The 15,205-nt window shown below is 36.8% G+C and carries 12 protein-coding genes; 10 read left to right on the plus strand and 2 right to left on the minus strand.

What is annotated here, in order from left to right:
- Nucleotides 1-132: 132 nt before the first annotated feature.
- Nucleotides 133-1,674 (minus strand): ATP-binding cassette domain-containing protein, encoded by a 1,542-nt coding sequence (locus HW423_RS07860; protein WP_218931388.1) that lies wholly within the window; start codon nucleotides 1,672-1,674, stop codon nucleotides 133-135.
- A gap of 362 nt (nucleotides 1,675-2,036) precedes the next feature.
- Here HW423_RS07860 and HW423_RS07865 point away from each other — a divergent pair, with 362 nt between their 5' ends.
- Nucleotides 2,037-4,382 (plus strand): ABC transporter ATP-binding protein/permease, encoded by a 2,346-nt coding sequence (locus HW423_RS07865; RefSeq protein WP_218931389.1) that lies wholly within the window; start codon nucleotides 2,037-2,039, stop codon nucleotides 4,380-4,382.
- Between the two features lie 141 nt (nucleotides 4,383-4,523).
- Here HW423_RS07865 and HW423_RS07870 read toward each other — a convergent pair whose 3' ends face one another.
- Nucleotides 4,524-5,747, minus strand: a complete 1,224-nt coding sequence (locus tag HW423_RS07870) for an NADH-dependent flavin oxidoreductase (protein ID WP_218931390.1) — start codon at nucleotides 5,745-5,747, stop codon at nucleotides 4,524-4,526.
- Between the two features lie 163 nt (nucleotides 5,748-5,910).
- On the opposite strand from HW423_RS07870, the gene HW423_RS07875 reads away from it, so the two are divergent.
- The 9 genes from HW423_RS07875 to ppdK all read left to right on the plus strand — a co-directional run bounded on the left by HW423_RS07875 (nucleotide 5,911) and on the right by ppdK (nucleotide 15,191).
- Nucleotides 5,911-6,699, plus strand: coding sequence for a hypothetical protein (locus HW423_RS07875; protein ID WP_218931391.1), 789 nt, complete (start codon nucleotides 5,911-5,913; stop codon nucleotides 6,697-6,699).
- 18 nt (nucleotides 6,700-6,717) lie between these two features.
- Nucleotides 6,718-7,857 (plus strand): anhydro-N-acetylmuramic acid kinase AnmK, encoded by a 1,140-nt coding sequence (gene anmK / locus HW423_RS07880; protein WP_218931392.1) that lies wholly within the window; start codon nucleotides 6,718-6,720, stop codon nucleotides 7,855-7,857.
- Between the two features lie 171 nt (nucleotides 7,858-8,028).
- Entirely contained in the window at nucleotides 8,029-8,349 is a 321-nt protein-coding gene (locus HW423_RS07885; RefSeq protein ID WP_218931393.1) for a PTS lactose/cellobiose transporter subunit IIA, read from the plus strand.
- Between the two features lie 19 nt (nucleotides 8,350-8,368).
- Nucleotides 8,369-8,692 (plus strand): hypothetical protein, encoded by a 324-nt coding sequence (locus HW423_RS07890; protein ID WP_218931394.1) that lies wholly within the window; start codon nucleotides 8,369-8,371, stop codon nucleotides 8,690-8,692.
- Between the two features lie 12 nt (nucleotides 8,693-8,704).
- Nucleotides 8,705-9,022, plus strand: coding sequence for a PTS sugar transporter subunit IIB (locus HW423_RS07895; protein ID WP_138403544.1), 318 nt, complete (start codon nucleotides 8,705-8,707; stop codon nucleotides 9,020-9,022).
- Nucleotides 9,023-9,034: 12 nt separating this feature from the next.
- Nucleotides 9,035-10,384, plus strand: a complete 1,350-nt coding sequence (locus tag HW423_RS07900; RefSeq protein WP_218931395.1) for a PTS sugar transporter subunit IIC — start codon at nucleotides 9,035-9,037, stop codon at nucleotides 10,382-10,384.
- 66 nt (nucleotides 10,385-10,450) lie between these two features.
- Nucleotides 10,451-11,545: a DUF871 domain-containing protein gene (locus HW423_RS07905; RefSeq protein WP_218931396.1), complete on the plus strand. Its 1,095-nt coding sequence runs from the start codon at nucleotides 10,451-10,453 to the stop codon at nucleotides 11,543-11,545.
- 26 nt (nucleotides 11,546-11,571) lie between these two features.
- Nucleotides 11,572-12,423, plus strand: a complete 852-nt coding sequence (locus HW423_RS07910) for a MurR/RpiR family transcriptional regulator (protein WP_218931397.1) — start codon at nucleotides 11,572-11,574, stop codon at nucleotides 12,421-12,423.
- A gap of 146 nt (nucleotides 12,424-12,569) precedes the next feature.
- On the plus strand, nucleotides 12,570-15,191 hold the full coding sequence (gene ppdK, locus HW423_RS07915; RefSeq protein WP_218931398.1) for a pyruvate, phosphate dikinase: 2,622 nt from the start codon (nucleotides 12,570-12,572) through the stop codon (nucleotides 15,189-15,191).
- The last annotated feature ends 14 nt before the right edge of the window (nucleotides 15,192-15,205 follow it).

Consider the following 15,205-nt stretch of genomic DNA (forward strand, 5'->3'; position numbering starts at 1 on the left):
TTTATACTGGTCCTATGAACGTGGACAACCAGAGACATGTCCATTTCATTAATGGGCTCATTTCATTTCTGAAAAAATTTAAGCAGACTCATATATAGAACCCAAAAGCTTATGAAGACTAATCAAAGTTGTCTACTCCTTCAACATATCACTTTGATCAACAAAGCCATCTGGTGTTAATTCAACAATACGATTACATACAACTTGTAAAAAGCGGAGGTCATGCGATACCGTGATGATTACACCAGGAAAGTCTTTAAAATTTTGTCTTAGTTCACCCTGCGATGTGGGTGAAAAGTTTCTTGTCGGTTCATCTAATAACAAAACATTTTGTCTTTGTAAGTCAAATTTTAGTAAGAATAGTTTTGCTTTTTGGCCACCAGAAAGGGCGTTGAAAGAATGCGACATTTCATCAGGCAAAAACTTCATGCTGCCTAAGTAAGTCATAATTTGTGTTGTTTCTTCAGCCGAACCAGTTTCACTTAAGAAACTAATGGGAGTATCTTCGGGTGAAAGGATGTCTTCATAATTTTGTGGCATATAACCAACTTTTACTGCTTCAGTATTCGCCAATTTTTGCTCAATTTTCTTTAAGAAGGTACTTTTACCGATACCATTTTGTCCAATAATACCGATTTTGTCAGACCCATTCACAGTTAGTTTAAGGTTTTTGGCTAAAACTTTGTCATCAATATCTATCGTTTCATTATGTAGATTAAGAATTTGTTTACCTTGAGGAACAGGCTGGGTATTCGAAAAACGAATATCAATAGGATCTTCTTTTATTGGGACTTCGTCAAAATTTTCAGTTTCGCGGTCATAGCGATTCCCCATAGATTTGACTGCTTTCATTTTCTTGGCAAGCAATCTACCAGCGGTTGCATCATGCGCAGCTCTTAACTGTTGTGTCACACTTTGTTCGATGCGATGGTGACGTGCCATCTTTTTATCGTGTTCTTCGCGTTGCTTCAATGAAACTTTCATTTGTTGATTATACTTGGATTCTTTTTGGCTAATATAGTCACTATAGGGTAAGTTGGCGAAGGTTGCTACAGGGCGTTCTTTATGTTGCAATCGTTCAAGATGCAAGACACTTGTAGCAGTTTCTTCTAGTAACGATTCATCATGGGAGATAAAGATCACTGTTTGAGTTGTATGTTTTATAAAAAACGTTAACCAATTCAAAGTATCAATATCTAAGTCATTGGATGGCTCATCTAATAATAATAAATCACAGCCAAGCATAAGTAATTTAAGTAGTTGAACTTTAATACGTTCTCCACCAGAGAGTGATTTAAGTGTTTGCTGAGAGTATAGTCTGTCGATTTCAAAGGCAAGTTGACTCCCGTATTTATAAAGCTCAGTGTAATCGATTGTTGCGACATCACTATCCGCGAAGAAAAATGATTCAATCTCTTCTTCTAATAATTCTTCCGGAAGAGCTTGTGGTAGGTAGCCTACTTTACTAAACTGATTGACCAGTTCTCCAGTAATTTCTAAATAACTTTGGATGTGGCTTAGTTGTAAGATATAATGCAGCAATGTTGATTTACCATTACCTTCTTGGCCAAAAATCGCGAGTTTATCACCCGAATTCACCACGAAGTTAACATTTTCCATTAAAATCGATAAATCATATCGATGTCGTATAGTTAAGTTTTTAATTTGTAACATAAATATTCACCTCATATTCAAAAAAACGGCCGACTACAATGTGATTGCAGCACGGCCGTTTTTAGGAAAGGGCATAGTAGTAAGGAGTAAGGTATACCAAAAAACCTACAGGATGCACAATTATCATCTAAAAAAGACCGCAGAAAATAAACTATGGGTGTCTATTTTCCTAAAGCTGCTTTTTTAGATAATAATCATTTGTACACCACCTATCATTTTATTATTCAAAATGTAACACAATACACGAAATATTACAAATACTTTCTGAAAATGGACTAAATTAATGTAGAGTTTACAAATAAGTGGTAGAGTAGTTGGTGGAAATAAAATCAATCTTAAAATATAGATAAAGGAAGTGGAGTATGCTCGAGTTACAAAATCTCAAAAAAGTATATAAAGTAGGAAATACGGTTACGAAAGCATTAGATGATGTATCTGTTGCATTTCGTCAAAAGGAATTTGTAGCGATACTTGGACCTAGTGGTTCTGGAAAGACAACATTTTTAAACGTTGTCGGTGGTCTTGATCGTTACGATAGTGGAGATATGATTATTAATGGGCAATCAACTAAATCTTTTAAAGATACAGATTGGGATGCTTACCGAAATAATTCTATTGGTTTTGTTTTCCAAAGTTACAACTTAATTAGTCACCTGGGCATTACTGATAATGTGGAATTAGGTATGACATTAAGTGGTGTTTCGAAAGAAGAAAAACGTCAAAAAGCGGAAGATGCCTTAAGACGCGTAGGTTTGGGAGATCACTTAAATAAAAAACCAAATCAATTATCCGGAGGCCAAATGCAGCGTGTAGCCATTGCACGTGCCTTAGCAAACGATCCAGATATTTTATTATGTGATGAACCAACAGGAGCATTAGATTCAGATACTGGTATTCAAATTATGGAGTTAATTCAAGAATTATCACTTGAGAAATTAGTGATTATGGTCACACATAATCCTGAATTAGCAGAAAATTATGCCAATCGCATTATTGAATTTAGCGATGGACAAATGGTGGGGGACTCAAATCCATATGACAATACGGTTGAAGCTGATAAATTAAATTTAAAACGCACTAAGATGAGCTATTTTACAGCACTTAGCTTATCATTCAAAAATATTTGGACTAAAAAAGGTCGGACGTTCTTAACTGCATTCGCGTCCAGTATCGGAATTATCGGTATAGCGGTCGTCCTATCTCTATCAAATGGATTCCAAAAGCAAATTGACCAAACACAAGCAGAAACTTTAGCTCAGTTTCCTATAACAATTTCTCAAATTGCCCAAGATACATCTGCTGAGAATCTGACGAATATTGAAGATAGCGACGAACCATTTCCTAAAACATCAGAAGTAGTCGCCAATGTAGATCCAAGAGAGAACTTTCAACATATTAATCCAATTGATGAAGAATTTATTGATTATGTAGAAAATATTGATCCGGCGTTAAGTCAACATATTAACTATGCGCGTAGCACGCAGTTGAATTTAATGCGTGAAATTGATGGCGAGCCACAAATGGTTCAATTTTCAAATGTAGATAGTGAAAATCAAACCACCGGTGATATGATGAATATGGTCTCAAGCATGACGGGTGTTGGTGTCTCAACATTCCCGCATAACTTAGATTCTGGCAACAATACATTCTTACAAGATAACTATGATGTACTTTCTGGAAATTATCCAGCCAATGAAAATGAAGTCGTCTTAATTGTCGATGAGAATAACGAAGCGAACTTACATGGCTTGAATAATTTAGGATTTGAAGTAGAAGAAGGTGACGCGATTCCATTTGAAGATATTGTTGGAACTAAAATTGCATTAGTTTATAACAATGCTTACTATGAAGAGTTACTTACAGGTAATTATGTACCAAACCAAGATTTAGAAGAGGTTTACAATAATGATTCAAATGAAATAATCACAGTGTCAGGAGTTCTTAGAATTAAAGAAGACTCACCAATGGACTTATTAGCTCCAGGTATTGCGTATAGTGATTTACTCGCTCAAAAAGTTGTGAATGAAAATCAAAAATCTGACGTTGTTCAAGCACAAGAAGATTCCGATGTTAATGTGATGACGAACGAACCTATAGAAGGTGAGTCTAAAGATCAAGTAATGACATTCTTGGGTGCCAATGAAATTCCAAATACAATTATGATTTATCCAAACAATTTCGAAGCTAAAGATGAAGTGTTGGCTTACCTTGATGAATTTAATGAAGGTAAGGCTAATGAAGATAAAATTATTTACTCTGACTTAGCTGGTACGATGACAGAATTAACTGGTGGCTTAATGGATGCGATCACTTATGTTTTAATCGCTTTTGCAGCGATTTCATTAATTACAAGTATGATTATGATTAGTATTATTACTTACACGTCTGTACTTGAAAGAACAAAAGAAATTGGTGTACTGAAAGCCTTAGGTGCCCGTAAAAAAGATATTACACGTGTATTTGACGCTGAAACATTAATTCTTGGAGTCTTCTCAGGTGTCATAGGAATCGTCGTCGCTTACTTACTGACTTCCCCAATAAATTCAATGATAGAATCATTGACAGAATTATCTAATGTTGCCCAACTAGATCCAGTGCATGCAATTGTATTAGTAATCATCAGTACGATTCTAACTGTATTAGGTGGACACATTCCTGCTAAAATGGCAGCCAATAAAGACGCGGCGATTGCTTTACGAGCTGATTAATCGATTTATTTTTGGTGAGCGATACTATGGAAACTCAAAGTGTCACTTCCACCCAAAAAATCAATAAATTAAGTAGGAATCATATTAAATTTCTTACCTAAACACAAAAACGACTCAATCACAGGGGATTGAGTCGTTTTTTTATTTGAATTCTTTGAAGTAACTCGTTTCATCTTGTTGAGTCAGTTTACGGAATTCATCGCGCGTTTCTTGAGGTAACGATCCACCGAAGTCCATAAATTCGATTAAATCTTTGAAAGCGCGTCTCGGAATCGCTAAATCAGCCAGCTCATCTAATTCAAAGCCAAGTCCGATGTCATCTTCTTTACCAATTTCCAATTTTTGAACATAATCTGGTTCAGTAACAAACACAGATGACATTCCGATCATGTCAGCATTTTCTAAAGCTTCTAGTGCTTTATCGGGGTCATTAATCCCACCTGTTGCGATTACTGGAACACGTCCATTAATATGATCATAAACTGCTTTGTTAACTAACTCACCTTCGTGTTTTCCAGCGCGGGCAGTTGCTTTATAAATGTCACGCCCCCAGCTAGCAATCGCATAGTATTGAATATCCGACACTTCTAATAACCAGTCAAAATATTGATTAAACTCATCAACAGTATAACCAACTTCAGATCCACGCGTTTCCTCAGGTGTTCCTCTAAAGCCAAGAATAAAGTTTTCAACCCCAGACTCATCAATAGCACCTTGAACAGCTTTCATCACTTCAACACCGAAACGGGCACGATTTTCCAAAGTTTGAGAACCGTATTCGTCATCACGTTCATTTGAGAAAGGTGAGAAGAACTGTTGTGGTAATAGGCTTTGAGCATTCGAAATTTCAACTCCGTCAAATCCAGCTTCAATGGCACGGCGTGTCGCGTCAGCATATTGTTGAATCACGTGGTTAATTTTTCTTTTAGACATAGGTAAAACTTCGTGTTCAACCGGAGTTTTTAAACTCATATGGCTTGGACCATATACTACGCCGTAATCACGCAAAGCTACTTTCGCAAAACGACCGGCATGAGTTAATTGTAGTATGGCTTTCGCACCATCTTTTTTCATAGCTTCGGCCCATTTAGATAACCCATAGATATAACTGTCGTTACGAACACTCGGTCCAAACTCGAACAATTGTGCATAATCTTCGATATATGCAGCAGTTGTTATTTGAAGAGGCGCAGATTTGCTGCGTCTTTCGGCATAAAGAGTTTCTTCCTCAGTGACATATCCTTCACGTGATGATGCGTTCGTTGTTAATGGATTTAACGAAAAGCGGTTAGCAATCTCAATTCCATTAGGTAAACGCAAGGGTTCGAAAAGTGGGGCATATTTATTGTTGATTTGGTTTGACATTAGATCCTCCTATTAATTTATATTATATCAATTGTATCATAGAGATAATAAAGCGACCACTCACTCGTTTTCAAAATAACCCATATTACTACCATTGTGAAAAGGATTTCATTATAATAAAGCAAGATACGTTGCTGTTTTATTTGAAAGGGTTGAATTAAAAATGAAAAATATGAAAAAAGGTTTAGTTACGTTACTTCTATTCACGATGTTCGTTCCCTTAAAGAATCATGTTCATGCAACATCAGAAACAAGCAGTACAGATGCAGAGATGCTACCAGAGTGGGTAATCACACTATTTGAAGACAAAGCGCAAGAGAATAAGATGTTAGATCGTGCTTGGGAAGATTATCAAACCGCTATCGAAGACTATCAATTAGCAGATTTAGAAACAATGGAGCCAGGAACATCTTACACTCAAGTTCTTGAAACATATAATCCAGATGAGAATATTGAAGTTGCTGAGGAATCGGCAGAAGATGGAACTGCAACGATTAGTTTTATTTATCGGGCTGAAGAAGGGGATTTAAATCCGACCACCGGTATTGAAGACTGGGCTCAAGTTGATTTTTATTTTGTGAATGAGAATTTAATCTATACTGGGATTACTACTTTATCACTTGCCTTCATGGCAGACGGATTAGTCTCAACTACAGACCATTCAGCTTTAGTATCTGACAATGCCAGTGTAGAAGAACTGGCTGAGGTTGAAAATTTTGAATTAAATGGCTTTGGACAAATCAAAGTAGACGGTGAGTATGCGTATGGAGTAGGCTATCCAAAAGAGTCAGCCAATATTGGTGAAGGAGGTTTATTGATTATTCAAGATGGACAAGTTGTGGGTGACTCAACAGCTACTTTTGAAGATTTAATGGCCTATAGTTTTTCAGGATTCATATATTTAATGCTTGTTTCGCAAGTGGATAATCAAGTCTTTGAACCTGCGCAATAAATAAAGAGGAGGTCGTTTATGCTTTCAGTTGGAATTATGTCGGGGACATCTTTAGACGGAATTGATGTCGCCTTATGTGAAATATTAGGCTCCGGAACGGATACGAGTGTGCGTTTAATTGAATTTGATACGTATGATTTACCTCAAGCAATTCAAGAAAAAGTTCGTCAATGTGCTGCAAATGAGTTCATTCGACCAGCCGATTTGTCATCGCTAAACTTTGAATTAGGTGAATTGTTTGCTGATGGAGTTAAACAAATTTGTCAAAAAGCTGGGATCGAAACAACTGAGTTGGACTTTGTTGCCAGTCACGGTCAAACAATTTACCACCATCCTTTTCCTAATAATGAATACGTTGCAAATACAATGCAATTGGGTGAAAGTGGCGTCATCGCAGCACGTTGTGGCTGTACAGTGATTAGTGATTTTCGCGTGATCGATGTTGCATTAGGGGGGCAAGGAGCACCTTTAGTTCCATATTCTGAGTACGTATTGTACGCAGATAAGAATAAATCCAGAGGTTTACAAAATCTTGGTGGCATAGGAAATATTACGATCGTTCCAAATACAATGGATTCCAATGATATTGTAGCATTTGATACAGGACCAGCAAATATGATGATTGACTCGGCAATGAAATATTATTTTCAGAAAAACTATGATAAAGGGGGAGAATCAGCCTTGAGTGGTGAATTCATTCCTCAACTCCAAGCTGAATTGAAAGGTCATCCATATTTAAAGTTACCCATTCCAAAATCAACAGGTCGAGAAATGTTTGGCGATGATTATGTGGCGTCTATATTAGAAAGATATAAATCAAGTAAAGCAGAGGATGTCGTGGCGACACTAACTTGGTTCACAGCGTATTGCATCAGTTATCACTACTACGAATACGTAGAGAAAATACATACTCTCGATGAATTAATCATTTCTGGTGGGGGAAGTCATAATAAAGCCATAAGAAAGTACTTGTCAGAATTAATGCCAGAAGTGTCTATTTTAGTTCAGGAGGATATTGGGTTCAATTCAGATGCGAAAGAAGCGATTGCGTTTATTATATTAGCCAACGAAACTTTTCATAAACAACCGTCAAATGTCCCAAGTGCCACTGGCGCTTCAAAACCAGCCATCTTAGGTAAAATTCAATACGCACCTTAAATATTATAATAGCTCAACAAGCTCAAAATCTTGTTGAGTTTTTTTGCTGATTATTGAAGAAAATTTCATTTATTTTTTAAAATACAAGAAATGATATTTCAATTCAAATAAATATATGTTATTATAAATGTGTGAAAACGCATTCATTAAAAATGAGACAGGAGCGATAGAATGGAAGAAATTATTTTCGAGATTATTTCTAATGGAGGCAATGCGAAGTCATTAGCCTATGAAGCAATCGAAGCGTCAGAAAAAGGGGATTACGAAAAAGCTGAAGAATTACTAGTAGAAGCAAATGAGTTTTTGAAAAAAGCGCATAAAGTACAAACAAGCATTATTACAGATGAAGTGAATGGAAACCATATTACGGTTTCAGTTTTATTCGTCCATGCCCAAGATCACTTGATGACTGCGATGGAAGTAAGGGATTTAGCGAATATACTCATTAGACAGAATAAACGATTGAATGAGTTGGAGAAGAAATTAAGTTAAGCATAAAAGGTGAAAGGTGATGATGATGGCTAAAAACAAAGCAGAAACAAAAGCAAGAACGCAAGTTCCAACACTCAGTTTCAAAAATGCCTTTTTACTGATGTTGTATATATTTATAACATTTACCATTGGAATGACTATTATTGAAAACATTCCAAGAAATATGCTTTTAGTAGTAATTACACTATTAAGTCTAGTCATTGGTTATGGTATAGGTTTTATCCAAGAAAAAATTCAAAACAAAAAGAAATTAGGTAAAGCTTTTCTTTGGTTAGGGGGCATGTTTTCAGTCTTAGCTTTTGTCATGTTATTTGGAATTTATTATGCTGCTGTCTTATTTTAAGGAGGAATTAGAATGAAAATATTATTAGTTTGTGCCGGTGGAATGTCGAGTGCCATTGCTGCGAAGTCGTTGAAAGAAGCAGCTCAAAAAGATGGTTTGGATTTTGAAGTTAATGAAATAAGTACTTCTGCCTTTTCTGATGAAGTAGGAAGAGAGTATGATTTAGCATTAGTAGCACCGCAAGTGCGTCACAGATTTGATACGTTTAAAGCAGACGCTGACAAAGCCAATGTGCCAATCTTATTAATTGCACCTAAAGGTTATTCACCCATCGGTGGGAAATTTTTATTAGAGCAAATTAAAAAAGAAGCCAGTGATTTATTCAACTAAGGAGGATAAAAAATGTTTGAAAACATAGCGAATTGGATTGATTCACATCTTTCGACACCGATGGCAAAATTAGGTGAGCAACGTCACTTAAGAGCCATTCGTGATGGTATTGTTGCGACATTACCGATCATTATTGTTGCTTCTATGTTTATGGTTATTGCCTTTTTACCAAACTCATTACCTGAATCATGGGGTATTTCAAATTGGATTATGGAGAATCAATTCAAGATTCTATTACCTTATAGAATGTCAATGTACATTATGACCTTATATGCTGTCTTTGGAATTGGGTATTCTTTAGCAAAATCTTACGATTTAGATGGTTTATCAGGCGGGATTTTAGCAGAATTAGCTTATCTATTAACTGTCATCCCGGTGATGATTCCTGCAGTCACTGATGGCGTGACTGAATTAGCTACACAGAATCCTGAATTGGCAACTTATTTAGAACAAATTCCAGCTGGCTTTAATATTCCAATGGCAAACCTTGGATCCGCTGGGATGTTTATCGGGATACTGAGTGCCTTCTTTGCCGTCGAAGTGTATCGATTTACTCAACGGAGTGGTTTCAAGATTTCTATGCCAGAACAAGTTCCTGCTTCAGTGGCGCGTTCATTTGAAGCCCTAACGCCAACCGCTATTATTCTAATTGTCGTATCAGCAATTACAATGTGGATGGAAATTGATGTTCACGGAATTATTGCCACAATTATGGAACCACTTATTTCAGCTTCTGACTCATTAGGTTCGGTATTACTATTAACGTTCTTAACGAATTTCTTCTGGATCTTTGGTATTCACGGTGCATCCATTGTTGGATCTTTAGCTCGACCTTTATGGTTAGTCCTTTTAGAGCAAAATACAACCGCATTAGCTGCGGGTGAAGCCATTCAGAATACAGCTCCAGAGCCATTTTATCAATGGTTTATCTATATCGGTGGTGCAGGAGCAACGATTGGTCTTGCATTATTACTTGCGTTCGCAACTAAATCTACTTATGGGAAAACCTTAGGTAAAACAGCGTTAGTTCCAGCAATCTTTAATATTAACGAGCCATTAATCTTCGGGGCACCAGTTGTCTTGAACCCAACATTAATGATTCCATTCACAGTTGCTCCAATGGTGAATGCTGTAATTGCCTGGTACGCAACAGAATGGGGATTTGTCAGTCGAACAGTCGCAAGTGCACCGTGGACGTTACCTGGCCCAATAGGAGCCTTCCTTTCTATGGGGAATGACTGGCGAGCAGCAGTACTAAATATTGTCTTAACACTCATCGCTGTCTTAATTTATTATCCATTTGTCCGTACTTATGACAACCAATTATTAGCCGAAGAACAACAAGATACAAGCGCAGAATAAAATATCAACACACATTCAAACGTCCTACTAATCTAGGACGTTTATTAAGTAAAAAGGTAGGTAATTATGAGAAAACTAGGTATATCAATTTATCCAGAAAAAGATGACAGTCAACGTATCAAAGAATATATTAAAGCCGCTTCAGAAAGTGGCTTCAGTCGAATCTTTTCATGTCTTCTATCAGCTGATAGTGACAAAGACCAAATTATTTCTGAATTTATAGAAGTGAATCAATATGCTAAAGACCTCGGTTTTGAAATTATTGTTGATGTGGCCCCTCGTATCTTTGAAAAGTTAGAGATAAGTTATGATGATTTATCTTTCTTTAAAGACATTGGAGCCGATGGCTTGCGTTTAGACATGGGCTTCACCGGAAGTGAAGAAGCATTAATGACTTTTAATAAGCAAGATTTGCTGATTGAGATTAATATGAGTAATAATGTTCATACGATTGATACCATCATGGACTATCAACCTAACCAATATAATTTAATTGCTTGTCATAACTTTTATCCACACCGTTATAGTGGTTTAGGAATCGATTTCTTCAAAGCATGTACAAAGCGATTCAGCCAATATGGGTTAAGAACGGCAGCCTTTATTACAAGTCAGAATAAAGATACATATGGCCCTTGGCCAGTCACGGATGGTCTGCCAACATTAGAGATTCATCGGGAATTACCTTTAGATGTTCAATTAAAACATTATATTACATTAAACCTCATCGATGATATAATTATATCTAACTGCTTCCCAACACAGGACGAATTACAAAGAGTAAAAGAATTAGATCTAACAATGCCGGTATTTAACGTTGATCCAATTGAGAATTTACCAGAAATTGAGACAGATATTTTATTCGATACATTGCACTTTAACCGAGGCGATATCAGCGAAAATATTATTCGCTCTACCCAAAGCCGAGTAAAATACAAAGGACACCAGTTTGATGTTATCAATCCAGTAGAAGTCATCCGACGAGGTGATGTCATTATTGAAAGTAGTGAATACGGACATTATGCTGGAGAATTACAAATTGCTCTCAAGGATATGAAAAACAGCGGTAAGAGTAATGTTGTAGGAAGAGTAAGAGAAGAGGAAATATTTATCTTAGATGATATAAAACCTTGGCAAAAATTTAAACTTCAAGTAAATCGTTAATATTATAGAAAAGTGGTGAGGATTGTTTGGCTGAGACAAATATTATTGGCTTGATAAAATCAATCAAAGAGAGTTTACCTAAGGCTGAAAAGAAGATTGCTCAAGCAATTATAGATGCACCTGAAGATACAATCTATCTTTCAGCTAAGCAGTTGGGAGAAAAAGCGGGTGCCAGTGCTCCAACCGTGGTTCGTTTTTGTAGACGCTTAGATATTGATGGTTTTACCCAGTTGAAACTCATGATTTCCAGCGAATTATCAAAATTAACCGATTCAGGTTACTCTGATATAAGTGAGGATGAGAATTTTTACGAAATTAAAGAAAAATTATTGGGAAATGCGCATCAATCTTTAGTTGATACAACATCATTAATTAAAGAAGAAGAAGTCAATGCTTCCATTCAGCAAATTGAAGAGGCAGATGTTATTTATGTATATGGAGTGGGATCCTCTCACCTCGTGGCAGAAAACTTTGCCCAAAAGTGGCGCCGTATTGGCAAGATAGCGATTGTCGAAAAAGATGCACATGTGATGATTACTCTCATAACAGGGAACCAACAAAAGGCCCTGTTCGTGGGTATATCTAACTCGGGTGAAACAAAAGAAGTGATAAAGTTAATACAACTTGCAAATAAAGCAGGATGTCAGACGATGGCGATTACACAGTTTGGAAAGAATAGTTTATCTGAAGAAGCCGACGTAACGATACGCCATGTTAGAGCGAATGAACAATTATATCGTAGCGCGGCGACTGCTTCTCTGCATGTACAGTTTTATGCCGTGGATATTTTATTTCACACTTATGCATCAAAACATTATGAAGATGCGATTGATCGAATTTTGCTTTCACGTAAAGCGATTAAAGATTACAATGATTAATTGTTTAACAGCCTATGCTTTGAGCAGAGGCTGTTTCTTTATTCGAAACAATATATATGTTGCAAACAATCATCATATGTCTTTTGTATAATACGTATTATATAATTGTATTTATGACGCATTAAATAATTTAGGAGGCATATATCATGCAACATGTATACGATTTTAGTGAAGGAAGCCTAGAGATGAAAGAGTTATTAGGTGGTAAAGGGAGTAACTTAGCTGAGATGACGCGCTTAGGTTTACCAGTACCTAAAGGCTTTGTCATAACGACGGCAACATGTATCGATTATTTGGAACAAGGTGAGGAATTGGATTCAATGACACAATCAGAGATAAATGCTGCATTAATTCGCTTGGAGGAAAGTTCAGAGAAAGGATTTTCGGACACAGAAAATTTACTCTTAGTTTCAGTTAGAAGTGGTGCGACGGTTTCAATGCCAGGAATGATGGATACAATATTGAATGTAGGCTTGAATGATGCGAATGTTGCTTGCTTTGCACAAATCACACAAGATGAACGCTTTGCTTATGATTGTTATCGTCGACTTCTGCAAATGTATGGGAATGTTGTTTATGGTATTGATATGAAACACTTTGATAATATTTTAAATCAAGTTAAAAGAAATAAACGTTATAGCCAAGATTTCCAATTAACAGCTGATGATTTAAAAGATTTGATTACGCAGTATAAAGAAATCTATATAAATCTTGCGGGTAAAGCATTCCCCCAAGATGTCAAAGCACAAATTATGGGTGCGGTTGAAGCGGTGTTTAAATCATGGAATAATGATCGAGCCAAAATTTACCGAAAATTAAATAATATTCCAGATTCAATTGGAACAGCAGTAACAATTCAAGAGATGGTATTCGGTAACAAGAACAAAGAAAGTGGTACGGGTGTTCTTTTCACAAGAAACCCATCAACAGGAGAAGACCAATTATATGGCGAATTCCTATTGAATGCACAAGGCGAAGATGTAGTGGCTGGAATTCGCACACCCATCTCTATTAACCGTTTAAATGAAAGTATGCCAGAAATCTATACTGAATTACTAGACATGACTAATAAATTAGAACAACACTACAAAGACATGCAAGATGTGGAATTTACAATCGAAGACAGAAAGCTACATCTACTGCAAACTCGTAATGGAAAAAGAGGAGCAAAGTCAGCATTCAAAATCGCCGTCGATTTTGTTAATGAAGGCATCTTAACTAAAGAGGAAGCATTATTAACGATTGATCCAGAATCGATTAATCAATTATTACACCCGACTTTTGATGAGAAAGACTTAGCTCAAGCTGAATTAGTGACAGACAATGGCCTGCCAGCGAGTCCAGGCGCAGCGATGGGGCATGTAGTATTTGACGCTGGAACAGCTAAAGAATGGTCGGCACTAGGTAAACCTGTCATCTTAGTGCGTCACGAAACTTCTCCTGAAGATATTGAAGGAATGAGTGTCAGTGAGGCAATCGTAACAAACCATGGTGGGATGACTTCTCATGCAGCCGTTGTTGCCCGAGGCATGGGAAAATGTTGCGTAGCAGGTTGTGATGTACTTGAGATTAATGAAGAGCAGAAGTCCCTGCGTTATCCTGGTGGTAGTTTAGTTGAAGGGGATATCATCTCAGTCGATGGGGACACAGGTTCACTCTATGTCGGAGCAATTCAAACGCGAAATTCAGATTTAGATGAGAATTACCATACTGTGATGTCTTGGGCAAATGACATTGCGATAGTAAAAGTGCGTATGAATGCCGAAACGCCTTTAGATATTCAAGCGGGCTTAGACTTTGGGGCAACAGGAATTGGACTTGTTAGAACAGAGCACATGTTCTTTAAACCAGAACCTTTGAGAGAATTACGTCGCTTTATCCTTTCTAACAGTGATAAAGAAAGAAAAGATGCCATAGGCTCGATTTTAATCCATCAACAAAGTGACTTTAGAGAGATTTTTGAATTGATTCAAGATAAACCAACGGTAATACGTCTACTGGATATGCCTTTACATGAATTTCTACCCAATTCTAAACAAGATATTGAACTTGTTGCAAGCCAACAAAACGTCGCTGTTGAGGATATTTCTCAAAGGCTGACAGGTTTGAAAGAATTAAATCCAATGCTCGGACACCGTGGTTGTCGCTTAGCAACGACTTACCCAGGATTATATTTGATGCAGGCAGAAGCAATCATGTTAGCAGCTATTGAGTTAAATAATAAAGGTATAGCCGTTAAGCCTGAAATTATGATACCATTAGTAAGTACAGAGCGTGAAACGGCTTACCTAAGAGAAATTATTCAAGAGCGAATTGAAACTCTATTAGAAGAACATCAAGTTCAAGTAGCTTATACAATTGGAGCGATGATTGAAACACCTAGAGCAAGTTTAATTGCGGACAAAATTGCGCAACACAGTGACTTCTGTAGTTTTGGTACAAATGATTTAACACAAATGGCCTTTGGTTATTCACGAGACGATGCTGGGAAATTCTTAAACCAATATGTGAATGAAGGTGTACTTGCCTATGATCCATTCCAACGTGTGGATGAAGAAGGTGTCGGTGCTTTACTGAAGATAGCGATTGAAAATATTAAGAAAGTAAATTCAACAATGAAACTTGGTATTTGTGGTGAGCACGGAGGAAACCCAAAATCAGTAGAATTATTTGCTTCATTAGGATTTTCTTACGTGTCTTGTTCACCTTACCGAATTCCGATCGCTCGAATGGCAGCAGCTCAAAGTGCAATCAAATTAAATCAATAATCAGGTATATTTAG

This window comes from Ruoffia halotolerans (assembly GCF_014049385.1).
GTDB lineage: Bacteria > Bacillota > Bacilli > Lactobacillales > Aerococcaceae > Ruoffia > Ruoffia halotolerans.